Annotated in this window: 13 protein-coding genes; 8 read left to right on the top strand and 5 right to left on the bottom strand. The window is 71.7% G+C overall.

Going from position 1 to position 24,904, the window contains the following annotated elements:
* Positions 1-12: 12 nt before the first annotated feature.
* Complete coding sequence (locus OG252_RS43465; protein ID WP_329343109.1) at positions 13-2,325, bottom strand: ABC transporter permease; 2,313 nt, start codon at positions 2,323-2,325, stop codon at positions 13-15.
* Positions 2,322-3,029 (bottom strand): ABC transporter ATP-binding protein, encoded by a 708-nt coding sequence (locus OG252_RS43460; RefSeq protein ID WP_329343107.1) that lies wholly within the window; start codon positions 3,027-3,029, stop codon positions 2,322-2,324. The genes OG252_RS43465 and OG252_RS43460 overlap by 4 nt, the downstream gene beginning before the upstream one ends.
* A gap of 160 nt (positions 3,030-3,189) precedes the next feature.
* Here OG252_RS43460 and OG252_RS43455 point away from each other — a divergent pair, with 160 nt between their 5' ends.
* The 8 genes from OG252_RS43455 to OG252_RS43420 all read left to right on the top strand — a co-directional run bounded on the left by OG252_RS43455 (position 3,190) and on the right by OG252_RS43420 (position 17,183).
* Positions 3,190-4,047, top strand: a complete 858-nt coding sequence (locus OG252_RS43455) for a sensor histidine kinase (protein WP_329343105.1) — start codon at positions 3,190-3,192, stop codon at positions 4,045-4,047.
* The gene (locus OG252_RS43450; protein ID WP_329343103.1) at positions 4,044-4,715 is read left to right on the top strand and encodes a response regulator transcription factor; all 672 of its coding nucleotides are present in this window, start codon (positions 4,044-4,046) and stop codon (positions 4,713-4,715) included. The genes OG252_RS43455 and OG252_RS43450 overlap by 4 nt, the downstream gene beginning before the upstream one ends.
* A gap of 384 nt (positions 4,716-5,099) precedes the next feature.
* Positions 5,100-6,170, top strand: a complete 1,071-nt coding sequence (locus tag OG252_RS43445; protein ID WP_329343101.1) for an NAD-dependent epimerase/dehydratase family protein — start codon at positions 5,100-5,102, stop codon at positions 6,168-6,170.
* Between the two features lie 261 nt (positions 6,171-6,431).
* Positions 6,432-8,042 (top strand): C40 family peptidase, encoded by a 1,611-nt coding sequence (locus OG252_RS43440; protein WP_329343099.1) that lies wholly within the window; start codon positions 6,432-6,434, stop codon positions 8,040-8,042.
* 444 nt (positions 8,043-8,486) lie between these two features.
* Positions 8,487-11,384 (top strand): glycosyl hydrolase 115 family protein, encoded by a 2,898-nt coding sequence (locus OG252_RS43435; protein ID WP_329345353.1) that lies wholly within the window; start codon positions 8,487-8,489, stop codon positions 11,382-11,384.
* A gap of 268 nt (positions 11,385-11,652) precedes the next feature.
* Positions 11,653-13,119 carry a cytochrome P450 gene (locus OG252_RS43430; RefSeq protein ID WP_329343097.1) on the top strand — a complete coding sequence of 489 codons (1,467 nt, stop codon included), beginning with the start codon at positions 11,653-11,655 and terminating at the stop codon, positions 13,117-13,119.
* A complete protein-coding gene (locus tag OG252_RS43425) occupies positions 13,103-14,110 on the top strand; it encodes a (-)-alpha-amorphene synthase (protein WP_329343095.1) in 1,008 nt (335 codons plus the stop codon). Before OG252_RS43430 ends, OG252_RS43425 begins: the two co-directional genes overlap by 17 nt.
* Positions 14,111-14,273: 163 nt before the next feature.
* Positions 14,274-17,183, top strand: a complete 2,910-nt coding sequence (locus OG252_RS43420; protein ID WP_329343093.1) for an ATP-binding protein — start codon at positions 14,274-14,276, stop codon at positions 17,181-17,183.
* Between the two features lie 21 nt (positions 17,184-17,204).
* Here the strand turns inward: OG252_RS43420 and OG252_RS43415 are convergent, their stop codons facing one another.
* The 3 genes from OG252_RS43415 to OG252_RS43405 form a co-directional block, all read right to left on the bottom strand.
* On the bottom strand, positions 17,205-18,668 hold the full coding sequence (locus OG252_RS43415) for an alpha-amylase (RefSeq protein WP_329343091.1): 1,464 nt from the start codon (positions 18,666-18,668) through the stop codon (positions 17,205-17,207).
* Positions 18,665-21,382 (bottom strand): MGH1-like glycoside hydrolase domain-containing protein, encoded by a 2,718-nt coding sequence (locus OG252_RS43410; protein ID WP_329343089.1) that lies wholly within the window; start codon positions 21,380-21,382, stop codon positions 18,665-18,667. Before OG252_RS43410 ends, OG252_RS43415 begins: the two co-directional genes overlap by 4 nt.
* A gap of 113 nt (positions 21,383-21,495) precedes the next feature.
* Entirely contained in the window at positions 21,496-24,870 is a 3,375-nt protein-coding gene (locus tag OG252_RS43405) for a pyruvate carboxylase (RefSeq protein ID WP_329343087.1), read from the bottom strand.
* Between the last annotated feature and the right edge of the window lie 34 nt (positions 24,871-24,904).

Here is a 24,904-nt window from a genome sequence, read left to right as displayed (position 1 = left end):
AGTCGTGGGCCCTCACTCGTTGTGCAGCACCTGTGCGACCGTCAGCCGTGCCGCTCGGCGGCCCGGGAGGTACGCGCCCAGGACCGCGATCACCACACCCGCCGGGGCGAGGGCAAGCAGGGCGGAGGCCTGCCACACGTCCGTCATGTACGCGGGCAGGGTGATGTCCACGGCGTCCGCCATCCGCGGTACGACCAGCTCGTGGCCGAGCATGCCCAGCGGTATGCCGACCACGGTGCCGAGGGCGCCGAGCACCGCCATCGACGTCACCGTCATCGCCGTCACCTGCCGGGGTGTCATGCCGATGGACTTGAGCATGCCGAGGTCGCGGCGGCGGTCGCGGGTGTTGAGGACGGCCGTGTTGAAGACGCCGAGGGAGGCGACCACGGCGAGCATCACGGTGAGTACCGATGCCGAGCCGACGATGGTCTGCGTGACGGTGTTGGCGCCGACCGGGTCCGGGCTGATCCCGGGATCGGCGGCCCGGGCCGCGCGGGCGTAGGCGGCCTGATCGGCTCCGTCGCGGAGCTTGACGTGGTAGGCGATGGGCTTCTCCTCGGGGGCCAGGGCGGTCAGGGTCGACTGGCCGGTGACGACGAGTCGGCGGTCGTTGTGCATGTACTGCCCGACGATCACCACCGTCTCGTGCCGGTCGCCCTTCTCCAGGCGGAAGCGGTCGCCGACCCGCAGGTCGTTCCGGCGCAGGAAGGCCGAGCCGGCGACGACCTCGCCGGTCCGGTGCATCCACCGGCCTTCGGTCAGCACGCTGTCCAGCGACGGACGGTCCCCCCGGCGGCCCTCCAGCATCACCTCCTGCGCGGAGCCCGCCATCCGCACCTCCATGTCCGCCCTCGCGGTGACCTCTTCCGCGCCGGGCAGGGACCGCAGCAGTGACTCGAGTTCGGGGTCGGTGTGCGTGGGCCGGATCTCCTTGCCGTCCTTGTACGCGCCGACGTACACCGTGACCTGGTAGGCGTCCCGGCCCGCCTCGCCGAACCTGGTCATCGACGCGGCCAGACCGGTCGCGAAGGTCACGCTGGTCACGCCCAGGACGACGGCGGCGAGGGTGAGGGCACTGCGTCCGGGCCGGGCGAACGGCAGGCCGACTCCCAGGCTCACCGAGCGCGGCAGCCTGCTGCCCGCCAGGCGCCGCTGGATGCCGAGGGCGCGTCCGGCGCGCGGGGCGCTGCCCGCGCTGATGGCCCGCGCCGCGGGCAGCCGGTGCGCGCGTGCCGCCGGGGCGAGCGCGGCGAGGAGGCACACGCCGGGCATGCCGAGCAGGGCGAGGACGTTCACCCAGGGCGCGATGCCCACGCTGTCGTGGAAGACACCGGCGTCCGGCCCCATGAAGACGAACTCGAAGAAGGGGCGGGCCAGCAGGTTCCCGGCGACGGTGCCCAGGACACAGCCGGCGACCGCGGGCACGGAGATCATCGTGAGGTACACGGCGAGCACCTGACCCGGGGTGAAACCGAGGGCCTTGAGGATGCCGATGTGCCGGAAGCCCGAGATCACCGCGCCGCTGACGACGTTGGCGACGATGAGCACCGCCACCACGATGCCGAGGATGCCGAAGGCCATCAGGTAGGGGGTGTACGCGCGGGCCGAACTGCCGATCTGCTGCTTGAGGGTGAGGTACGACTGCGAGGCGGTCAGCGCGCCAGGCGGCAGCCCGTCGGTGACGGCGGCCAGGCTCGCGCGGAGCCGGTCCTGCGAGGAGGCGTCCGTGAAGCGGAAGAGCATCTGCGTGGCCGTGGGGTGCAGGGCCGCGATCTGCTCGGGGGCGACCCAGGCGTCCGCGGTCCGGCCGAGGTCGAAGGCGAACCCGACGACGGTGAGGTCCGGGCCCGCGGGCACCCGGAGCTTCTTGCCGAGGTCGTCGGCGCTCCAGTCGGACTGCCGGTTCAGGACGACCTCCCCCGGCCCGGTGGCCCAGCGCCCCGCCCACAGGTCCAGCCGGCCCACCGGGCCCGCCGGGTCGTCCCGGCCCACCACGGTGAGGTCGGTGCCGAGTCCGAAGTTCATGGTCGCGCGCGGCAGTTCGACCGCGGCCTGGGCGAAGGGCCCGGCGGCGGCCTCGACGCCGGGCTGCCGGGCCGTCCGCGCCAGCTCCGCGTCCGAGACCCTGGCGGGATCGAAGGCGGCGGCCACGTGCGCGCCGCGCTGCTTGCCGAAGGCCCTGTCGAAGGGCGCGGAGGCCGCGTCGAGCAGACCGAGCGCCACCACGAGCGCCGCCGTCGAGGTCAGCGTGACCAGGGCGATGACCAGGGTCTGGAGTCTGCGCCGCCGCACCGCCGCGCGGGCGGCCCGCCACACCGCCCTCATGCGGACGGCTCCAGAGTGTGCTCGCCGGTCACCCGGCCGTCGGCGAACTCGACCAGCCGGCCGGCGCAGCGCCGGGCGAGGTGCGCGTCGTGGGTGACCAGGATCAGGGTCTGGCCGATCTGGTTGAGATCGAGCAGCAGGTCCATCACCTGCTCGCCGGCCCGGCTGTCCAGGGCACCGGTCGGCTCGTCGGCCAGCAGCAGGGCCGGACGGTTCATCAACGCCCGTGCCACGGCGACGCGTTGCCGCTCGCCGCCGCTGAGCACCGCCGGGTAGGCGTTGCGCCGGTCCGCGATGCCGAGTTCGTCGAAGAGCTCCAAGGCGCGGCGGCGGGCCTGCCGGGCCGGGGTGCCGGTCAACTGCGCGGCCAGCGCCACGTTGTCGAGCGCCGACAGGTCGTCGACGAGGTTGAAGAACTGGAAGATCATGCCGATGCGGCGGCGCCGGTACAGCGCCAGGCCCTTCTCGCTCAACTCCCCCACGTTCTCCCCGTGGACGACGACCGTGCCGCCGGTCGGCCGGTCCAGCCCGGCGATCATGTTGAGGAAGGTGGACTTGCCGCAGCCCGAGGGCCCCATCACGGCAACCGCCTCCCCCGCCCGGATCTCCAGCGACACTCCGTCCAGCGCGGTCGTCTCGCCGTACTCCTTGCGCACACCGTCGAGCCGTACGACGGTCTCTCCCCTGTTCTCCCCAGTGGTCATGTGCTCTCCTCAGTGATCATGCACAAGACGCTACGGAGGGTACGGCGGCCTGAACATCCCTCCACGGATGGCACATCGGGCGCCCGCTCATCCTGGAGATGCAGGGCCCTGGATCCACAGGCTGATGCGGATCCCGTGCCGGTCTGCCAAGGTGATGCCCGTGGGGAACGGGGAGACGAACGCGCTGATGGCGGCGCTGGGGGTGGCGTGCGCGGCGGCCGTCGGGCTGGCGGTCGCGCTGTGGCGTACGCGGCGCCGGTGGCAGGCGGCGGTCGGGGAGCGCGGCTGGCTGCTGGAGCGGGAGCGGGAGAGCGCCGCACGCTCCGCGGTCGCGGCCGAACGCGACCGTATCGCCCGGGAGTTGCACGACATCGTCAGTCACAACGTCAGCCTGATGGTGGTGCAGGCCGGGGCTGCCCGCGAGGTGCTGGGCACGATGCCGGACGAGGCCGCGGCGGCGCTGCGGGCGGTGGAGGACGCGGGACGGGGTGCGATGACCGATCTGCGGCACCTGCTCGGGCTGTTGGCACCCTCGGCGAGCGGCGAGGACGTGGATCCCGGCCCGCCCGGCGACGGCTGCGACTCGGTGGAGCTGGCTCCGCAGCCCGGCCTCGACCGACTCGGGCCGCTCGTCGACCGGATCTCCTTCGCCGGGCTGCCCGTCGAGGTACGGATCTCCGGGGAGCCGCGCCCGCTGCCGCAGGGCGTCGACGTGACCGCGTACCGGATAGTGCAGGAGGCGCTGACCAACGCGCTCAGGCACGGTGACGGAGGGAAGGCCGAGGTGACCGTGCGGTACGCGGACCACGCGCTGCGCGTGGAGGTGCTCAACACCGGCCCGAGCGTCCTGACCGGCGCCGCGCCCGCGCGGACGGCAGCCCGGCACCGGGACGGCACGGGACGCGGGCTGCTCGGACTGCGCGAGCGGGTCGCAGTGTACGGCGGAGACCTGGACGCCCGGCGCCGGCTCGGCGGCGGCTACCGGGTCCGGGCGCGCATCCCGCTGGACCGCCCGTGACGGCGGCCGGGCGGACGCCCCGCGTGCTCGTCGCCGACGACCAGAACCTGATCCGCACCGGCTTCCGGCTGATCCTGAACGCACGGGGCATCGAGGTGGTCGGGGAGGCGGCCGACGGCGCCGAGGCGGTGGCGATGGCCCGCCGACTCGAGCCGGACGTCGTGCTGATGGACATCCGCATGCCCGTCATGGACGGCCTGGAGGCCACCCGCCGCATCCTGGAACACGCCCCGGGCTGCCGGGTGCTCATGCTGACCACCTTCGACCTGGACCGCTACGTGTACACCGCGCTGTCGGTCGGAGCCAGCGGCTTCCTGCTGAAGGACGTCACGCCGGAACACCTGGCGGCGGCGGTACGGCTGGTCGACACGGGCGACGCCCTGCTCGCCCCGTCCATCACCCGGCGCCTGGTGGAGCGCTTCGCCTCCCAGGGCGAGGGTCCGTCCGCCGTGCCCGCGGATCTCAGCGCCCTCACGCCCCGCGAACTGGAGGTCCTGACCCTGCTGGGCCGCGGTCTGTCCAACACCGAGCTCGCCGCCGAACTGACCCTGAGCGAGGCCACGGTGAAGTCCCACGTGGCCCGCATCTTCGCCAAGCTGACCCTGCGCGACCGCGCCCAGGCCGTCGTCCTGGCGTATGAGACGGGGCTGGTCAAGCCGGGCGGGTGAGCTCCCGCTCAGCCACACCCCTGAGGCCGGCCGCGATCAGCAGCACGCGGGCGTGCACGCCGGGCCGGTACCGCGACGGCCGGGGAAGCGGCGTGGCGGCGAGCGAGCCGTCCATCTCGCGGACCGGCGCGGCGCCACCGCGCAGCCAGTACTCTCAGTCCGGCTCCGCCGTCTGCCCCCAGAGACAGCTGGGCAACTCCCTCCAGAGACACGCGACCTCCTCAAGAGACAAGGGCACTGAGCCGAACCTGCCCCGGCCGGTGGAGCCGTCCCGAACGATCACAACTCGGTGATTGATGTTCCCTTTCGACGGGGACATGCCCGACGCTGACCGAGGGCACGGATCGCCGTGCCCTCGGACCGACCTGTGACGGGGACTGAGGAGTGGGCGTGGGTGTGGGCGGAGGCGGGGAGAGAGCCGTCGCGGTGACCGGCGGCAGTGGGTTTGTCGGCGGTCACCTGGTCCGGCGGCTGCTGGTGCGGGGCTATGCGGTGCGCACCACCGTGCGGAGCCTCGCGCACACGGCGAAGGTGCGGCCGCTGCGGGAGATGCAGGAGGAGTTCCCCGGCCGGCTGGACCTGTTCGAGGCGGACCTGCTGCGCGAGGGGTCCTTCGACGACGCGATCCGCGGCTGCCGAGTCGTCTTCCACGTGGCGTCGCCGTTCTTCATGCCGGAGAAGATCAAGGACGGCAGACGGGACATGGTGGACCCGGCCCTCCTCGGCACGCGCAACGTGCTCGGCAGCCTGGAGCGGACCCCGACGGTCGAGAGACTGGTGTTCACCTCCACCGTCGGCGCGATCTTCGGCGACTACGCCGACGTGCTGGGCATGGACGACCAGGTGCTCGCGGAGAAGTACTTCAACACCACCAGCACGGTGCAGAACAACCCGTACCACTACGCGAAGACGGTCGCGGAGCGCGCGGCGTGGGAGGCGGAGGCGGCCCAGGACCGCTGGCGCATGGTCTCCGTCAATCCCGGCCTGATCCTGGGCCCTTCGCTCTCCCCCGCCTCGGAGTCCGGCAGCCTGTTCCTGCTGGAGGAGCTGTTCAAGGGCTACTTCTTCTACGGCGCTCCGGACTTCGCCTTCACGACGGCGGACGTACGGGAGGTGGCCGACGCGCACATCGCGGCGGCCGAGAACCCCGAGGCGAAGGGGCGTTACATCGTCGCGGCGCCGACGATGACGTCGTTCCACGACCTGTCCCGCATCATCCGCGCCCACCACCCCCGCGACCTGCGGCTTCCGCGCACCGCGCTCCCGCACTGGCCGGTGCGCGTCCTGGGCCCCGCCTTCGGTCTGACCCAGGACTACATCCGGGGGCACCTCGGCATCCGCTTCCGGGTGGACAACAGCCGCAGCGTGCACGAACTGGGCATCACCTACCGCCCGATCGAGCAGACGATGCTCGACCACTACGAGGCATGGCGGACGCAGCGGGCCGCGCGGTGACCGTGTCGCCCTCAGGCGAGGGTCCGTCAAACCTCCATCGGGGCAACACGACGAAGGTCACAGTTACGTATCGGGCATTTTACCCTTCAATCTTCACATCAGTCACACAAGTTGGTTAGGTTGGCCGCCGGACCGCACGACTTCCTCCGGTGAACCCCGCCGTGTCGCGCGTTCCTCGGTCGAGTCACCCCCTGACCGGACCCGACGGCCGCCCAGGCGGCAGGAGTTCGGTGGTGGGGCTACGGAAGGAGTACGTCTTCCATGGCGTCGGAGCGAACCCCGCGCCCCGGAATCAGTCTCCCGGGCATGCGCAACTCCGCACTCGCCACGGCGGCTCTCACCTCCGTGGCGCTGCTCTCCCAGACCGCGAGCGCCACGCCCGCGGCAGCCGAGGACGGGCCGAGCCGCGATGAGGTCCGGCAGCGGATCGACAACCTCTACGACCGGGCCGAGTCCGACACGGGAACCTTCAACGCCACCCGCGCGGGCTCGAGCCCTCGCAAACGCGCCGGTTCGCTCACCGAGAGCGGAGGCGAACGAGCGGGTTCGGCCGCCGACGACGGCCGCGGTCGCACCGCCGCCGGGACCGGTGCCGGCACCGGCAACTCGCCGCGCAGACAGGCCGATCCGGCCCTCGACGGGGTCGCGCGCCAGTGGTTCGACGCGGCGCGGGCCAAGCTGGGCCCGACCGTCCCGGCCGCCCTGCCGGCCGACCGGAGGCCGGCCCAGCCGGCATCCTCCCGGCCCGCCCGCCCGGCGTCGGCCCCCGGCCTCCGTGAGCAGGCCACTGCCGACCGCCCCGCCCTGGAGCTGACCGCCGGGTCCGCCACCGCGCTGCCACCCGCGCCGGGAGCACCGCAGGAGGCTCGGCAAGCGGACACCCCCGGGGCACTGCCCGCCACCGCTGCCGAACCCAGGCCGTCCTCGCTGCGGACCACGAAGGAACGCGTCCAGCGTCAACTCGCCGCCGCCCGCGACCTGCTGACCACCCACACCGCTCAGGCCGCCCCGCCGAGCACGCCTCTCGCCGCGATCGAGTCCCGCCCGGCCGTGGACACCTGGGCCGCCCCGGCTCCGCAGACCGGCCTCGGGACCGACCCGCTCTGGCAGCAACAGCAGCCGGCCGCCACCACGATGAGCGCGCCGCTCACCATGGAGACGCCTCTCGTCACGGAGACGCCTCTCGCCATGGAGGCGCCTCTCGCCATGAACTCGTCGCTCAGCATGGACGCGTCCCTCGGCACAGGTACGCCCCTCCCCATGGACACCCCGTTCACCATGGCTGCGCCCCTCGTCACGGACGTGCCCCTCGCCATGGACGCGTCCTTCGCCTTCGCCACTCCCGTCCCCACAGCCCCACCGGTTCCCACACAGCCCCCCTTCGCCGCACCGCCGCCCTACCCCACGACCGCACCCCTCCAGGCAGTCGACACCCCGAGCACAGGCTTCCCCCTCACCGCCGCAGCGCCGGCACCCGCCGGCATCACCCAGGCTCCGGAAGCCCCTGCCTACGAGGCCAAGGCCACCCGCGCACTCGCCTTCGCCCGCGCCCAGATCGGCAAGCCGTGCGTCTGGGGCGCGGCCGGCCCGGGCTCGTACGACAACGCCGGCCTCACTCAGGCCGCGTGGCGTGCCGCCGGCGTCGAACTCCCCCGCACCACGCCCGGCCAGGCGGCCTCCGGCACGGTGGTGCCCCTCGCCGAGACGCGCGTCGGCGACCTGGTCTTCTTCTACGACGACCTCAGCCACGTCGGCCTCTACATCGGCAACGGCACGATGATCCACGCGCCGGGGCCCGGGGCGTACATCCGTGAGGAGTCGGTCTTCTACGCCGGCGAGTCGGCGATCCGCGGAGCGGTGCGGCCCGCCTGAGCCCCGCCCCGACAGGACCTCCACGGTCGGCATCGTCGCCCCGCCCCGACGCGGCGGGCCCCACGATGCCGACCTGGTCCAGGCGACGCCCCGTCACCCCGCCTCTGCGCCGGGCAGTTCCCGCACGCCCCCACAGGCACCCCAACCCCGCACGACTCTGGACTCCCCTTCCGGCCCTGCCCTAAGGTGCGACAGTAAGCGCTTTCTAGCTTGCTCATGGCACCGTACCGTTCCGTTTCGTTTCGTCACTCTTCGGCCTTCACTCCCAGCCCCATGCGCCAGCCCCGTTCGGACGGCCCGCACGAGGGGCCGCCGAGCCTGCCCGGCGCGGAAAGGAAGCGTCTCGTGCCGCACAACGAACCGCAGAGCCCGTCGCAGCCGTCGGAGTCGTCGCACCCGTCCCGACCGTCGCAGTCATGGACCCGCAAGTCCTTCCTGCGCGGAATGGCGGCCGCCGGCATCGCCCCGCTGCTCCCGGGGGTGTTACCCGGAACCGCCGGGGCCGCCGAGGCCGCCGCCCCGGACCGGCCGGACTTTCCCCTGGTCCAGGGCGGCGTCGCCACAGCCGTGTTCGTGGACACGGCGGACGACCCGGCCGTGGTCCGCGCGGCCGGCGACCTGCCCGCCGACATCGAACGGGTCAGCGGTCTGCGACCCCGGCTGCTGCACACCCTGCCCACGCGCGCGCCGCACCTGGTCCTGGTGGGCACTCTCGGTTCCAGCCCGGTCATCGACCGGCTGGTCGCGGACCGGCGCATCGACGTCTCCGGGGTGAGGGGTCGCTGGGAGGCCTCGGTCACCCAGGTGGTGGAGCGGCCCCTGCCGGGCGTGGAACGCGCCCTGGTGATCGCGGGCAGCGACCGGCGTGGCACGGTCTACGGCGTCTACGACACCTCCGAGCGCATCGGGGTCTCGCCCTGGTACTGGTGGGCCGACGTGCCCGTCGTACACCGCGACACCGTGACCGTCCCGGCGGGCCCCCTCAAGCGGCGTGCACCCTCCGTCCGTTACCGGGGCGTCTTCATCAACGACGAGCAGAACCTGACCACCTGGTCCCGCCGCACCCAGGAGCCGGACAAGAACATCGGCCCCGAGACGTACAAGCGCGTCTTCGAGCTGCTGCTGCGCCTCAAGGCCAACTACCTGTGGCCGGCGATGCATCCGTACTCCGACTTCTTCAACAAGCATCGCGACAACCCCGAACTCGCCGACCGGTACGGCATCGTCGTCGGCTCCAGCCACCCCGAGGCCCTGCTGCGCAACGGCGTTCACGAGTGGGACCCGTGGGCGAAGGACCGTCCCGGCGCGGACGGCACCCTGCCGGTCTACGACTACACGGTGAACCCCGGTGTCATCTCCGAGTACTGGAGAGCCAGAGCGCGGCAGAACGCGTCGTACGAGAGCAGTTGGACGCTCGGCATGCGCGGACTGCACGACACCGCGCTGGAGACGAAGTACGCGACGACGATTCCGGAGAAGGTCGTGGTGATGAACGACATCATCGCGGACCAGCGCCGGATCCTGGCCGAGGAGGTCGGTGCCGCCGCCGAGCCGCAGATCTTCATCCCCTACAAGGAGGTGCTGGACCTCTACAACGCGGGTGTACAGGTTCCGGAGGACGTCACGCTGATCTGGCCGGACGACAACCACGGCAACATGCGCCAGCTGCCGAACGAGGCGGAGCGCGTCCGCGCGGGCGGCAACGGGATCTACTACCACCTGTCCTACTGGGGCCGCCCGCGCAGCTATCTGTGGCTGGACACCACCCAGCTGACCAAGGTCTGGCAGGAGTTGCGGCGGGTGTACGAGCACGGCGTCGACAGGATGTGGATCTTCAATGTCGGTGACGTCAAGTCGATCGAGACCGGGTTGTCCTTCTCCATGGACATGGCCTGGGACGTGGACCGCTGGGACGCCGACGACGTCGAGGACTTCGTGGCCCAGTGGGCGGGGCGGCTGTTCGGGCGGCGCCACGGCCCGGAGATCGCCGCGATCCGTACGGAGTACTACCGTCTCGCGGCCGAGCGGCGCCCGGAGTTCATCGACCGGGGGATGTTCTCCGTCGTCCACCACGGCGACGAAGCGGGACGCCGGACAGCCGCCTACGAGCGGCTGCTGGAGCGCGTGCGGGCGTTGGGCGCCGAGCTGCCCGCGGCCTACCGGGACGCCTTCTACGAGCTGGTCGAATACCCGGTGCACGGCGCCTACTTGATGAACCTCAAGTACTACTGGGCGGACCGCAACGCGCTCGCGGTCCGGCAGGGGCGAGGAGCCGGCACGAACCGTTTCGCGGACCTGGCCGAGGCCGCCCACGCCGAGGAAGCGGCGATCACCAGGCGGTACAACACCGAGGTGGCGGGCGGGAAGTGGGACGGGATCGTCAATCCCTACCCCTCCCAGATCCCGAAGGCGCCGGGCCGTCCGGCCGTCACCAGGGTCGCCCGGCAGGAGACCTCGGGGCTCGGGGTGGCGGCCGAGGGGAACGAGAGCGGTGCGGGCCGGCCGCTGTCCTTCTCCTCCTACACCCGCGACCGCCGTTTCGTGGACGTGTTCAACACCGGTTTCCTGAGCGTGGACTGGGCGGCGGAGTCCGGTCATCCCTGGGTGCGGCTGAGTGAGACGGGCGGCTCGGTCGCCGAGCAGACACGGGTGTGGGTGGACATCGACTGGACGGGCGTTCCCGAGGGTGCGCACGAGTCCACGGTCGTCGTCACCGGTGGCGGGCAGCGGTTCGAGGTGCCGGTGCGGGTGGTCAACGACGGGGAGCGGGCGCGTCGGCGGGCCCGCGGGTTCGTCGAGGCGAACGGGTACGTGTCCATCGACGCCGCGCACTTCGAGCAGCGGGTGGCGCGCGGCGGATCCCGCTGGCGGGCCGTGCGCGGTCTCGGCCGCCGTACGGGCGCGATGGAGGCGGTGCCGTCGACGGCGGCCCCGGTCACCGGGGACTTCGCCGCCCGGGCGCCGGAGTTGAGGTACCGGGTGCGGTTCGCGAGCGCCGGGAGCTTCCCGGTCACCGTGTTCCGGCTGCCCTCCCTGGACGAACGCGGCCACCGCCGGATCGCCGTCGCCCTGGACGACCAGCCGGTCACCGTGCTGTCCGGCCAGTCCGTCGCCACCGGCAACCGCGGCGACGCCTGGGCCCGCAACGTGGAGGAGGGCATCGAGAAGCTGACCGCCACCGTGACCGTCGCCGCGCCCGGCGAGCACGTCCTGCGGCTCTTCATGGTCGACCCGGCGATCGCCGTCGACCAGATCGTCGTCGACACCGGCGGACTGCCCGCCACTTATCTCGCGCCGCCGGAGAGCTACCACCCGGTGTTCAATCCCGAACCCCGCCTCTGATTGTTCGGCCCTTCCACATTCGCCGCTCGCGAAAGCCGCATGCGAAAAGGGAGCACGAAAGACGTTTGAGTGACAGAAGTCGACAATTCTTGAGTGTATTTCACACCCAAGGTCGCTCACTCAATGCGTCTTCGTGCTCCCGTGCGCCCCCGCGCATGGAGGATTCGGGGCGCCGTGAACAGTCTGGACTGGGCAGGACATGACTCGTACGCCAAGTCGGTGGACCGACCACCGACTTTCGTGCGTCGACTGAGACAGGTGGTATTCGATGAGCAATGCCGTGCCTGATACAGAGCGAGCATGGACCGTGGGTACTGCACCGGGCATATTCCCGTCCATTGGCCACCCTATCGCCTTGTTACGCCGGCCGCTGGATTTTCTGAATTCCCTGCCGGCCCGTGGTGATCTGGTCGAGATACGCCTGGGCCCACTGCGCGCCTGGATGGCCTGCCACCCGGAAGTGGCCCACCAAGTGCTGATGGACACGCGGACCTTCGACAAGGGGGGCCCGCTCTACAACAGGCTGCGGCCGCTGATGGGAAACGGCCTGGTGACCTGCCGTCAGGACGCACACCGGCGCCAACGCAGGCTGCTGCAACCCGACTTCCGCCCCTCCCGCGTGCCCGACCACACGGACATGATGCGCCGCGAAGCCGAGGTGGCCTGCCGGGAGTGGCGGGCAGGGGGCGAGGTCGACGTCAGTGCGGCGACGTTGGCTCTGACGACCCGGGTGATGAACCACGTCCTGTTCTCCGACTCGCTCGGCGGCGCGGCGGCGGCCGAGGTGGGCGAGCGCCTCGCCGTCATCGTCCGCGGCCTGTTCGTCCGTACGGCCGTTCCGGTCGACGCCCCGTTCCGCGTCCCGACCCCCGCGAACCGGCGCTACCGTCATGCGGTCGACCGAGTGCACACGATCGTCGACGAGGTCGTGGCGCGGCGCCGCCGCGGCGGACCGGACGGCGACCGGGACGACGTGCTGGGAACGCTCCTGTCGGCCGCACGCGAGGGATCGTCCGGGGTCACCGAGCAGGAGGTCCACGACCAGCTCGTCACGCTGCTGCTCACCGGAGCCGAAAGCACCGCCCTGTGCCTGGCCTCCGCCCTCGATCTGCTGGCCCGGCATCCGGAGGCGGAACGCCGCCTGCACGCCGAGGTCGACGCCGTGACCGCCGACCGGCCACGGCCCGGCCCCGACGAACTGCCGTACACCCGCAGCGTCGTCGCCGAGACACTGCGCCACCGCCCGCCCGGCTGGCTCTTCACTCGCATCACCACCCAGGAGACGACACTCGCCGGGCAGCGGCTCCCCCGGGGCACCACGGTTCTGTACAGCCCCTACCTGCTGCACCACGACCCCGCCTCGTTCCCCGACCCCGAGCGCTTCCTGCCCGAGCGCTGGCTCCCGGGGGCCACCGCCGATCCGCGCGGCGCGATGCTCCCGTTCGCCGCGGGCAGCCGGAAGTGCCTCGGCGACACCTTCGCCGTGGCGGAGACCACGCTGACCCTCGCGACCATCGCCGGCCGCTGGCGGCTGCGTCATCTGCCGGGGTACGCCGAACGGCTGCGGCCGGCTGCGACGTTGGGGCCCCGGTCGCTGGTGATGACGAGCGAACCACGTGTGCACGCACCCGAAGGCACAGCGCCCCCCGCACGATCCCTCGCTCTTCGCGCAACCACCGCAGCCCGCGCACAGGATCCCCGAACGGCAGGTGACAACGGTGTCGACGACGCATGAGGAACTCGCAGTTGCTCCGCAGGGCGCGACCACGTCCGGCAGCCTGAGGGATCTGATCGACGCCCACCTCTACATGCCCTTCCCCTTCCAGACCAACCGCCACGCGGCCGAGGCGGCGACAGGCGTCGAGACCTGGCTGCGCGCCTGGGGACTGACCGACGACCCGGCGGTGGCGGCCATGATCACGGCCACGCGCCCCGCCCGGCTCGCGGCCTACAACAGCCCGTCCATGGACGCCGACATCCTGCAGATCGTCGCCAACCAGATCGCCTACCAGTTCATCTTCGACGACCGGGCCGAAGAGGTGGGCCGCAACTGGCCGGGCCGGCTGCTGCCCATGCTGACCGAGAGCGTCGAGATCCTCAGGGACGGCCGCCCGCCCCGCACACCGCTCGGCGCCGCGCTGGCCGACCTCCACCGACAGGTCCGGGAGCGGTGCACACCCGCCCAGGCGGCGCGCTGGGCGTGGAACAGCCGCGAGTACGTGCACGGTCTGCTGTACGAGGCGGTGGCCCAGGCCGACTCCGCCCCCCTGCGGATCGGGCTGTGCAAGTCGATACGTTCACTCATCGCCGGCGTCGAGCCGTTCCATCCGCTCTGCGAGGCCGCGCAGCCCCATGAGCTCGCCGCCGAGGAACTCCATCACCCGGTCATGCGGCGTCTGGGGCGCCTGTCGGCCGATGCGGCAGTGTGGATCCCCGATCTCTTCTCCGCGGTGAAGGAGCAGCGAGCCGGCGGCCTGATCAATCTCGCCCTCGCCCATCAGCGTGCACAGCGGTGTTCGCTGCCTATGGCCGCCATGCTCGCCATCCAGCTGATCAACAGTACGATCCGTGAGTTCGAAGCGCTCTACGACGAGATCAAGCCGGAGTTGAGCCCTGCCGGCATCGGCTATGTGGACGGCATGGCCAGTTGGATCCGCGGATGCTACTTCTGGTCGCGCACCGTGCCGCGTTACTCGGATACCGCGGAGGCGTCCGCCATTCCGTGAACGCAAACGTGGCATCGTACCCGAAGAACGGAAGCGCGAGCCGCTGTCGTGGATAATTCACCCTCCCCGCCGTTCTCCTGTCCGAACCCCGCCGCCGGGCGTTGGTGAGGGCGTACGCTCGGCACCGTCCTCCGCGGATCAACGACAGGAAGCGGTAGCGCACATGGCGCCTGGGCTGCGGCAATCCCTCACTGAACACCGTCCGTTGCTCGAACGCCACAGGGAACTCCAGGCGCTCGACTCCTCACTGGCAGAGCTCTGCGAAAGGGCTCAGGGGATGCCGGGCACACCAGCAAGCGAACTGCTCACGTTCGCCGGTCCGGCCGGCATGGGGAAGACCACGCTCGTCACGGCGGCCCGCGCCCGCGCCCTCGAGCAAGGATGCACGGTGCTCTCGGGCAAGGGCGGCGAGAACGAGCACGGGCTCGCCTTCCGCGTGGTGCGCCAGCTCCTGCAACCCACCCTGGCCTCGATGGAGGAGACGGAGCTGCGTGCCTTCCTGGGGAGTTGGTACGACATCGTCGCCGTGGTCCTCGGCCTCGAGGCGAGCGCCACCACCCACGTACCGGACCCGACCGGGGTGCGCGACGGCCTCGACTGGGTGATGACACGCCTGGCGATGAAGAAGAAGCCGGTCGTACTGCTTCTGGACGACCTGCACTGGGCCGACGCCGAGTCCCTCGGCTGGCTGACCTCCTTCGCGCCGAGGGCCGCCGATCTGCCCCTGCTGATCGTCGCCGCCTACCGGCCCGGTGACATGCCGCCGGAGGCGAAGGCCTTCCGCACGCTCGTCGAACGGCACGGGAACCGTCCCCACTCCCTGGAACCGCTCAGCACCGACAGCGTCGCGCGGATCGTCAGAAACGAGGTGGGTGAGGACGCCGAGGACGACTTCTGCGAGGAATGCTGGCACGCCACCGGCGGAAGCCCGTTCGAGGCCGTCGAACTGGCCATCAGGCTCCGCGAGCGGCACGTGCGGGGCCTGCGGCACGAGTTGCCCGTGATGCGGGACCTCGCGGCGGCCGTGAAGGGCCCCGGGCTGATCGAGCGCCTGCACCGCCTCGGTCCGGCCACCGTCCGCTTCGCGTGGGCCGCCGCCGTACTGGGCGGGTCCTTCGCTCCGGAACTCGCCGCGACCCTCGCGGTGATCGGCACCGAGGAATCCGCCGAGGCGACCGAGCGGCTGCGCACCGCGCGGATCCTGGCCGACAGCCAAGGCCCCAGCGGAGGCCTGGAGTTCGCCCATCCCCTGGTCGCCACGACGATCTACCGGGACGTTCCCACACACCTGCGCGTCGGCATGCACAACAGGGCCGCCGAGGTCGTCCGCGCCGCGGGGTTCGGCCCCACGGCCGCCGCCCGGCACCTGCTGGAAGTCCCCTGCGACGGAAGGCCCGAGGCGGTCGAATGCCTCCGCGCGGCCGCCCGCGAGTACCTGCACGCCGGGGCCCCGGAGGCCGCCCGACGCCTGCTGACCCGAGCCCTTCAGGAGCCACCGCCTCCGGAGGACCGCGCGGCCATCCTCCATGAACTCGCGTGCTCGACGTTCCTGATCGAACCCACGGCCACCGTCAGTCATCTCCGTGAGGCGCTGGCGGAACCCGGCGTCGACCCCGATCTGCGCGCCGCCATCGTCTACCGGCTCGCCCAGGCACTGGCCCACACCGACCGCATGGCGGAGGCCGCCGAGGTGGCCGGCGACGAGGCGCGGCAGGCCACCGGTCCACGCATCAAACTGCGCATGCAGGCCGATCACTTCGTGTGGAGCATGTTCCGTACCGACGAGCCCGATTCGGCCGCCCGCTCCCGCAAGCTGGCGCGGCTGGCCGGGAAGCTGACCGGCCGCGGACTCGAGGAGCGCTACATCCTGGGGCTGCGGGCGTGGGACGCGCTGGTGCGCGGTGAGCCGCGGCGGACCGTTCTCGCGTGTGCCGACGACGCCCTGCGCGGGGGTATGAGCTGGGCCGACGAGAACCGGGGCTTCGAGGTGCCGGTCTCCGTCGCCCTGGTGTTCATGTACTGCGACCAGCCCCGACGGGCCGAGGAACTGTTCACCAAGGGCATGGCGGAGTGCGACAGCAAGGGCTGGCGCGGCTCCCATCTGGCGCTGGGCCAGGCGCTGCTGGGCTACATCCGCTACCGCCGCGGCTGCCTGGCCGAGGCCGAAGAACTCGCCCGCGAGGGCCTGCGCATCGCCGACCGGGTGGAGGGCGCCGTGCCCGCCCAGTGGTTCGCCATCGGCATCCTGATCCAGATCCTGCTGGCCCGCGGCCGGACCGCCGCCGCCCGTCGGCTCGCCGACCGGTACCACTACGGCGAGGTGGTCCCGAACGCCGTCATCTACCCCGATCCGCGCACCGTGTACGCCGAGCTGCTGCTGGCCGAGGGGCGGCGCTCGGAGGCCGAGTGTCTCCTGTCGGACGTCGGGGACCGGCTGGAGGCGCGTGCCTGGCGCAACCCCTCCTGGTGTCCCTGGCAGCTGGACCTGGCGTCCGCCGTCGCCCCCAGCGCTCCCGACCGGGCGGTCCGTCTGGCCCAGGACGCCGTCAAGCGGGCCCGCGACTTCGGGGCGGCGTCCGTGATCGGTCAGGCGCTGCACGTCGAGGCCGAGGTCACCGGCGGGCCCGCGGCACTCGACCTGCACGCGCAGGCCGTCGAGCACCTGGAGCAGTCCCCCGCCTCCTACGAGCTGGCCCGCGCCCTGGTCGGTCACGGCGCCGCGCTGTCCCGCAACAGCCGGCTCCAGGATGCCGCCGACCGGCTCTACCAGGGGCTGGAGACCGCCGTCCACTGCGGTGCCGAGGCCGTGGCCACCCGGGCCAGGGAGGAACTCTCCGCCGCCGGAATGCGCCCCCTGCCCCTGCGCTACGGCCAGACGGACACCCTCACCGCCCACGAACGCCGTGCCGCCGAGATGACGGCCCAGGGGCATCCGGTGACGGTGGTCGCCAAGGAACTGCGTCTGACCGAGCAGGGCGTCCGCAACCTGCTCTCCGCCGCCTACCGGAAGATCGGCACGGACGCGGCGGGGCTCGCCGGGGCCTTGAAGACCTTTCCGCGGCCTCAGCTGTGACGACCGTGCCGACGACAGCCGTTACGAGGTCTCCCGGGCCGGCACGGACAGGACGTGCGCGTCCCACGCGTCCAGGGCCACGAACAGGCCCGGGCCGGTCAGTTCGTCGCCGTCGCGGTCGTACGTCCGGTCCGTGAGGAGGTCGGTGAGGCGGTGGTGGCCGCCTCGGAGGTCGTCCCACGGGAGGGGAAGCCGTGCCTGGGCCGGGCGGTCGGCGTAGTTGACGACGACCACGTGGCGGGTGTCCTCGTGCGTCCAGGTCCAGGCCAGCAGACCGCCGTGGGTGTCGTTGTCGGGCAGGGCCGTCGGGGTCAGCGGCCGCCACTCGCCCCTGCGCACGGCGGCCGCCGCCCCCAGCAGACGGCCGTAGAAGTCGCGCAGCGGCTCGTCGGCCGGTTCGGGTGGCCGGCGGGAGAGGAACACCGGTGGGCGTACCCGGCGGCCCTCGAACTGACCCTCGTGCCAGAGCGTCGCGCCGGGGAGGGTCGCGACGGCGATGGCCGCGGCCTGTCCCCGTGCCCCGGGCAGGGTGGTGGCGGCCCGTGGCTCGTCGTGGTTCTCGAGGAAGCGGACGAGGCCGCGCTGGTACGCGAGGTCGGCCCCCAGATGTGCGCGGACGGAGTCGGCGTTCTCGTGGCACAGGCGGTCGTAGAGCCGCTTGTCGTAGCAGTGGTCGAAGCCCTGCTGCTGGAGGGGCTGTTCGAGGTCCCAGTAGGCCTCGGCGACGAAGAGGAGGTCCGGGTGGCGTGCGCGCACGCGCGGGATGACGTACGGCCAGAAGTCCTCGGCGGGAACCGGTCCCGCCCGGTCGCCCCAGGTCTTGGCGAAGACGTCGTTCATCATGAGCATCGCCATGTCGCAGCGCACGCCGTCCGCCTGGTCGCCGATGGAGACCAGGGTGTCCACCGTCGCGGCCCGCAGGTCCTCGGCGAAGGCGTTCAGCTGGACGACGTCCGGCCAGGGCGGGAAGTACGGGTCGCGGCCCCGGGCGTAGACGCGGCCGCCGGCCTCGATGAAGGCGTCCGGCGCGGCGGCCAGGTCGTCCGGGGTGCCCTGGATCAGACGGTCGGGGTGTGCGGTGAGCCAGGGGTGGTCGGGGGCCACGTGGTTGGGGACGTGGTCGAGGATCAGCCGCAGCCCGCGTGCGGCCAGTTGGGCGCGGGCCGCGGCCAGGCCCTCCGGGCCGCCGAGGGAGGCGTCGACGACGTAGTTGCGTACGCAGTACGGGGATCCGGCGAGGTCCGCCTCGGTGACGTCGGGCAGGGCGGCGCGGAACGAGGCCATGAGGGTCTCGTCGCGCAGGGCGATCCCGAGGCCGGCCGGGCTGCGCTCCCAGACGCCCATCAGCCAGACGGTGTCGATGCCGGGCAGCGCGATCTCGTCCCAGACCTCTCCGGGCACCTCGCCCAGGGTGATGCGGCGCCCGTGGCGGTCGCTCAGCTCGCGCAGCCAGACAAGGGTGTTGATCTCCAGGATCACCGTCATGACAGGGGTTCCTCCCGGTCGTCCGTGGGCCGTAGGAAGTCCCGGCCGCCGCGGTGCCAGTCGTCGGCGCCGACCACGTGGAACAGCGTCGAGGTGGCCGCGACCAGCCCGCTCCAGCCGGTCTGGTGGGCGGCGCCGAGCCCCGCGCCGTTGTCGCCGTGGAAATACTCGTAGAAGAGGATCAGGTCCTTCCAGTGCGGGTCCTTGGCGAACTTGGGCTGGGCGCCGTGCACCGGGCGGTGGCCGTCGGTGTCGGGCAGGAAGGTGGAGGTGAGCCGGTCGGAGATCTCGCGGGCGACCTCGTAGAGGTTCATCCGCCGTCCTGAGCCGGTCGGGCACTCCACGGTGAAGTCGGGGCCGTGGTAGCCGTGCAGGTTCATCAGGGCGCGGATCAGGAGGAGGTTGATCGGGAACCACACCGGGCCGCGCCAGTTGGAGTTGCCGCCGAACATGCCGGAGTCTGACTCGGCGGGCAGATAGCCGACGCCGTAGGTCTGGCCGTGCACGTCGAAGGTGTACGGGTGTTCCGCGTGGTGGCGGGAGAGGGACCGGATGCCGTGCGGGCCGAGGAACTCGTCCTCGTCGAGCATGCGGGCCAGGATGCGGCGCAGCCGGTCTTCGCCGAACAGGGCGAACAGATAGCGGCCCTCGGCGCTGGGGCCGCCGGCTGCGTGCTGCGAGACGAACGCCTCGACGGCCGGGTGCCGTCGGATGAACTCCTGGGCGCCTTCGACCAGTTCGGGGAAGCGGCGGTCCGCCCGGCCGCCGATCACGCTGGTCGCGGCGAGCGGGATCAGGCCGACCAGGGAGCGCACCTTCAGCGGGATCGCGCTGCCGTCGGGCAGCCTGAGGACGTCGTAGAAGAAGCCGTCCTCCTCGTCCCACAGGCTGGCGTTGTCCTTGCCGATGCGGTTCATGGCGACGGCGATCCACGCGAAGTGCTCGAACAGCATCTGCGCCTGCTCGACGTACACCGGGTTGTCGACGGCGAGTTCGATGGCGATGTCCATGAGGTTCTGGCAGTACAGCGCCATCCAGGCGGTGCCGTCGGCCTGGTCGAGGTGGCCGCCGGTGGGCAGCGGGGCGCTGCGGTCGAAGACGCCGATGTTGTCCAGGCCGAGGAAGCCGCCCTGGAAGACGTTGTTGCCGTCGACGTCCTTGCGGTTGAGCCACCAGGTGAAGTTCTTCAGCAGCTTCTGGTAGGCGTTCTCCAGGAAGGCGCGGTCGCCCTGGCCGGTGCGGTGTTTCTCCAGTTCGTAGACGAAGAGGGTCGCCCAGGCGTGCACGGGCGGGTTGACGTCGCCGAAGTTCCATTCGTACGCCGGGATCTGGCCGTTGGGGTGGAGATAGAGGCGGTGCAGGAGCAGGTCGAGCTGGGACTTGGCGAAGCCGATGTCGACCATGGCCAGGGGGAGGGTGTGGAAGGCGAGGTCCCAGGCCGCGAACCACGGGTACTCCCAGGTGTCCGGCATCGACATGATCTCGTCGTTGACCATGTGGTACCAGCCGCTGTTGCGGACGTTCGGGTCGGCGGCGAGGGGGTCGACGCCGTGTTCCGCCAGCCAGCGCTGGACGTCCAGGTAGTAGTACTGCTTGCTCCACAGCATCCCGGCCAGCGCCTGCCGGACCATGCGTCGCTCTTCCTCGCCCATGCCGTCCGGGGCGAGGGCGTCGTAGAAGGTGTCGGCCTCGGTGCGGCGCAGGTCCAGCACCTGTCCGAAGTCGCCCCAGGGGGCGGTGAGTTCGGTGTCGGTCAGACGCAGGCGGATGGTGACGCTGTCCTCGCCGGGGACGGTCAGTACGTGGTGGACGGCCGCTTTGGTTCCGGTGCGCTCCGGGTTCACGGCGTCCTGCTCGCCGTGCACGACGTGGCGGTCGATGCCGTCCTTGACGTACGGCGTGGAGTTGGGGCTGCCGAAGACGCGCTCGTTGTTGGTCTCGTTGTCGGTGAAGAGCGTGGGTGCGTCCGTGTCGTGGTACAGCCAGCGCGGGCCCAGTTCCTCGTGGTCGGCCCGGATCGCGCCCGGCGTCTGCCGCAGGCCCGGTACGGCGGTGCCGCCGGCCCAGGACCAGGTGTGCCGGAACCAGAGGGTCGGCAGCAGGTGGAGCGTCGCCTCGTCGGGTCCGCGGTTGTGCGCGGTGATCTCGACCAGCAGGTCCTCCGGTCCCGCCTTCGCGTACTCGACGACGACGTCGAAGTAGCGGTCCTCGTCGAAGACGCCGGTGTCGAGCAGCTCGTACTCGAAGTCGCCGCGGCCGCGGGCCCGGTTGGTGGCGACGAGGTCGCCGTAGGGGAACTCGCCCTGCGGGTACTTGTAGAGGTACTTCATGTACGAGTGCGTGGGTGTGTTGTCGAGGTGGAAGTAGTACTCCTTGACGTCCTCGCCGTGGTTGCCCTCGGTGTTGGTGAGGCCGAACATCCGCTCCTTGAGGATCGGGTCGCGGCCGTTCCACAGCGCCAGTGCGAAGCACAGCCGTTGCTTGTCGTCGCTGACGCCGGCGATGCCGTCCTCGCCCCAGCGGTAGGCGCGGGAGCGGGCCTGGTCGTGGGTGAAGGACGACCAGGCCTCGCCGTCGCTGCTGTAGTCCTCCCGGACGGTGCCCCACTGCCGCTCGCTCAGGTACGGGCCCCAGCGCCGCCAGGGCGCCGCACCCTCGTCGGCCTCCGCCAGCCGCAGCCGCTCGGCGTCGCGTGCGTCACCGTCAGTCGTCATCACCCAGGCTCCTCACCCACCGTCCGACCTGCCCGACCCGTCCAGACTCGGACGGGCCGGACCCGGCCGCACGCGGCCTCGGCCGAACGGGTGGGACGCGCGTGGCGCGTGGCTCAGGCGATCTCCACCAGCAGATCGCCGCCTTCCACCTGCTGGATCTTGTTGATGGCGAGCCGGGACACCCGTCCTGCCTTCGGAGCGGTGATGGTGGCCTCCATCTTCATCGCCTCGATCGTGGCCACCGTGGCACCGGCCGCCACCTCGTCGCCCTCGGCGACCGCGAGTGTCACCACCCCGGCGAACGGCGCGGGGACGTGGCCGGGCTTGGAGCGGTCGGCCTTCTCGGTCACCGGCACGTCGGAGGACGCGGCGGTGTCGCGGACCTGGATGGGCCGCAGCTGGCCGTTCAGCGCGGACATCACCGTGCGCATGCCGCGTTCGTCGGCCTCGCCGACGGCTTCCAGCTCGATGAGGAGCCGCACGCCCTGCTCGAGGTCGACGGCGTACTCCTTGCCCGGCCTGAGGCCGTAGAAGAAGGCCTTGCTGTCCAGCACGCTGGTGTCGCCGAAGCTCTGGCGATGCGTCTCGAACTCGCGCGTCGGCCCGGGGAACAGCAGCCGGTTGAGCGTGGCGCGCCGGTCCTTCTCCAGCCCCGTACGGTCCTCGGCGGACAGCTCCTGCACCGGCTTGGCCTCGGCGCGGCCCTGGAGCGCCCTGCTGCGGAACGGCTCCGGCCAGCCGCCGGGCGGGGTGCCGAGCTCGCCGCGCAGGAAGCCGATGACGGAGTCGGGGATGTCGAACCGGTCCGGCGTCGCCTCGAACTCCTCGGGCGCCACCCCGGCGCCGACCAGGTGCAGGGCGAGGTCGCCGACCACCTTGGACGAGGGGGTGACCTTCACCAGGTGGCCGAGGATGCGGTCGGCGGCGGCGTACATCGCCTCGATGTCCTCGAACCGGTCGCCGAGGCCCAGCGCCACCGCCTGGGTGCGCAGGTTGGACAGCTGCCCGCCGGGGATCTCGTGGTCGTAGACGCGTCCGGTCGGCGAGGCGAGGCCCGCCTCGAACGGTGCGTAGATCTTGCGGACGCTCTCCCAGTACGGCTCAAGGTCACCGACCGCCCTGAGGTCGAGGCCGGTCGGCCGCTCCGAGTAGTCGGTCGCCGCGACGATCGCCGACAGCGACGGCTGCGAGGTGGTGCCGGCCATTGAGGCGACCGCGCCGTCCACGGCGTCCGCTCCGGCCTGGATCGCGGCGAGGTAGGTGGCGAGCTGGCCGCCCGCCGTGTCGTGGGTGTGCAGGTGCACCGGCAGGTCGAACTCGCGGCGCAGCGCGGAGACCAGCTTGGCGGCGGCGGGGGCGCGCAGCAGGCCCGCCATGTCCTTGACGGCGATGACGTGGGCGCCCGCGTCCACGATCTGCTCGGCCAGGCGGAGGTAGTAGTCGAGGGTGTACAGCCGCTCGTTCGGGTCGGACAGGTCGGAGGTGTAGCACAGGGCGACCTCGGCGACGGCGGTGCCGGTCGCCCGTACGGCGTCGATGGCGGGCCGCATCTGGCCCACGTCGTTGAGCGCGTCGAAGATGCGGAAGATGTCGATGCCGGTGGCCGCGGCCTCCTGTACGAAGGCGTCGGTCACCTCGGTCGGGTACGGGGTGTAGCCCACGGTGTTGCGGCCGCGCAGCAGCATCTGGAGGCAGATGTTCGGCACGGCCTGGCGCAGGGCGGCCAGGCGTTCCCAGGGGTCCTCGGCGAGGAAGCGCAGCGCGACGTCGTAGGTGGCGCCGCCCCAGCACTCCAGGGAGAGCAGCTCGGGCAGGGTGCGGGCGACGAGCGGGGCGACTGCAAGGAGGTCCTTGGTGCGGACCCGGGTGGCGAGCAGCGACTGGTGGGCGTCCCGGAACGTGGTGTCGGTGACGCCGATGGTCGGTGACTCGCGCAGCCAGCGGGCGAAGCCCTCGGGGCCCAGTTCGGTGAGCTTCTGCTTGGAGCCGGCGGGCGGCTCACCGGCGTCGGTCCGCGGCAGCTTGGTGGTGGGGTCGATCAGGTCGGGCCGCTCGCCGTGCGGTTTGTTCACCGTCACGTCGGCGAGGTAGGTGAGCAGCTTGGTGCCGCGGTCGGCGGAGTGGCGGGCGGTCAGCAGGTGCGGGCGCTGTTCGATGAACGACGTGGTGACGTTTCCGGCCTGGAAGTCCGGGTCGTCGAGGACCGCCTGGAGGAAGGGGATGTTGGTGGCCACGCCGCGGATGCGGAACTCGGCCACGGCACGCCGGGCCCGGCGCACCGCGGTCGTGAAGTCCCGGCCCCGGCAGGTGAGCTTCACCAGCATGGAGTCGAAGTGCGCGCTGATCTCCGTACCGGCATGCGTGGTGCCGCCATCGAGGCGGATGCCCGAGCCGCCGGGCGAGCGGTAGGCGCTGATCCGGCCGGTGTCCGGGCGGAAGCCGTTGGCCGGGTCCTCGGTGGTGATCCGGCACTGGAGTGCGGCGCCGTGCAGGGTGACGGTCTCCTGGGAGAGGCCGAGGTCGGCGAGGGTCTCGCCGGCGGCGATGCGCAGCTGCGCCTGGACGAGGTCGACGTCGGTGACCTCCTCGGTCACCGTGTGCTCGACCTGGATGCGGGGGTTCATCTCGATGAAGACATGGTTGCCGTCGCGGTCGAGGAGGAACTCAACGGTGCCCGCGTTGCGGTAGCCGATCTCGCGGGCGAACCGCACGGCGTCGGCGCAGATCCGCTCACGCAGCGCCGGGTCGAGGTTGGGCGCGGGGGCCAGCTCGATGACCTTCTGGTGGCGGCGCTGCACGGAACAGTCGCGCTCGAAGAGGTGGATGACGTTGCCGTGCCCGTCGGCGAGGATCTGCACCTCGATGTGACGGGGTTCGACGACGGCCTTCTCCAGGAAGACGGTGGCGTCACCGAACGCGGAGGCCGCCTCGCGGGCCGCCGCCTCGATGGACTCGCGCAGCTGGGCGGGCTCCTGGACGCGGCGCATGCCGCGCCCGCCGCCGCCCGCGACCGCCTTCACGAACAGGGGGAAGCCGATGTCCTCGGCGGCCCGTACCAGTTCGTCCACGTCGGCGGAGGGCGCCGAGGAGCCCAGGACCGGTACCCCGGCCGCGCGGGCGGCGGCCACCGCGCGGGCCTTGTTGCCCGTCAGCTCCAGGATCTGCGCGCTCGGCCCGACGAAGGTGATGCCCGCTTCCTCGCAGGCCCGCGCCAGCTCCGGGTTCTCGGACAGGAACCCGTAGCCCGGATAGACGGCGTCGGCACCGGCCAGCCGGGCCGCCCGGATGATCTCCTCCACGGAGAGGTAGGCCCGCACCGGGTGCCCCGGCTCGCCGATCTCGTAGGCCTCGTCCGCCTTCATCCGGTGCAGCGAGTTGCGGTCCTCGTGCGGGAAGACGGCGACGGTCCGCGCGCCCAGTTCATAGCCGGCGCGGAAGGCTCGAATCGCGATCTCGCCTCGGTTGGCGACCAGTACCTTGCGGAGCATTCCGGATCCCTTCGAACTGCCGGTGAGGGACACC

It is taken from the genome of Streptomyces sp. NBC_01352, from assembly GCF_036237295.1.
GTDB classification, from domain to species: domain Bacteria; phylum Actinomycetota; class Actinomycetes; order Streptomycetales; family Streptomycetaceae; genus Streptomyces; species Streptomyces plumbiresistens.
Note: the sequence above shows the minus strand (reverse complement) of the source record. Positions and strands in the feature narration are given on the sequence as shown.

What these genes read in the sequence shown, in the direction of transcription:
- OG252_RS43440 (WP_329343099.1), top strand. Translation starts at nt 6,432, where the DNA reads ATGGCGTCGGAGCGAACCCCGCGCCCCGGAATCAGTCTCCCGGGCATG.
- OG252_RS43430 (WP_329343097.1), top strand. Translation starts at nt 11,653, where the DNA reads ATGAGCAATGCCGTGCCTGATACAGAGCGAGCATGGACCGTGGGTACT.
- OG252_RS43415 (WP_329343091.1), bottom strand. Translation starts at nt 18,668, where the DNA reads ATGACGGTGATCCTGGAGATCAACACCCTTGTCTGGCTGCGCGAGCTG.
- OG252_RS43460 (WP_329343107.1), bottom strand. Translation starts at nt 3,029, where the DNA reads ATGACCACTGGGGAGAACAGGGGAGAGACCGTCGTACGGCTCGACGGT.
- OG252_RS43420 (WP_329343093.1), top strand. Translation starts at nt 14,274, where the DNA reads ATGGCGCCTGGGCTGCGGCAATCCCTCACTGAACACCGTCCGTTGCTC.
- OG252_RS43405 (WP_329343087.1), bottom strand. Translation starts at nt 24,870, where the DNA reads ATGCTCCGCAAGGTACTGGTCGCCAACCGAGGCGAGATCGCGATTCGA.
- OG252_RS43465 (WP_329343109.1), bottom strand. Translation starts at nt 2,325, where the DNA reads ATGAGGGCGGTGTGGCGGGCCGCCCGCGCGGCGGTGCGGCGGCGCAGA.
- OG252_RS43435 (WP_329345353.1), top strand. Translation starts at nt 8,487, where the DNA reads ATGGCGGCCGCCGGCATCGCCCCGCTGCTCCCGGGGGTGTTACCCGGA.
- OG252_RS43410 (WP_329343089.1), bottom strand. Translation starts at nt 21,382, where the DNA reads ATGACGACTGACGGTGACGCACGCGACGCCGAGCGGCTGCGGCTGGCG.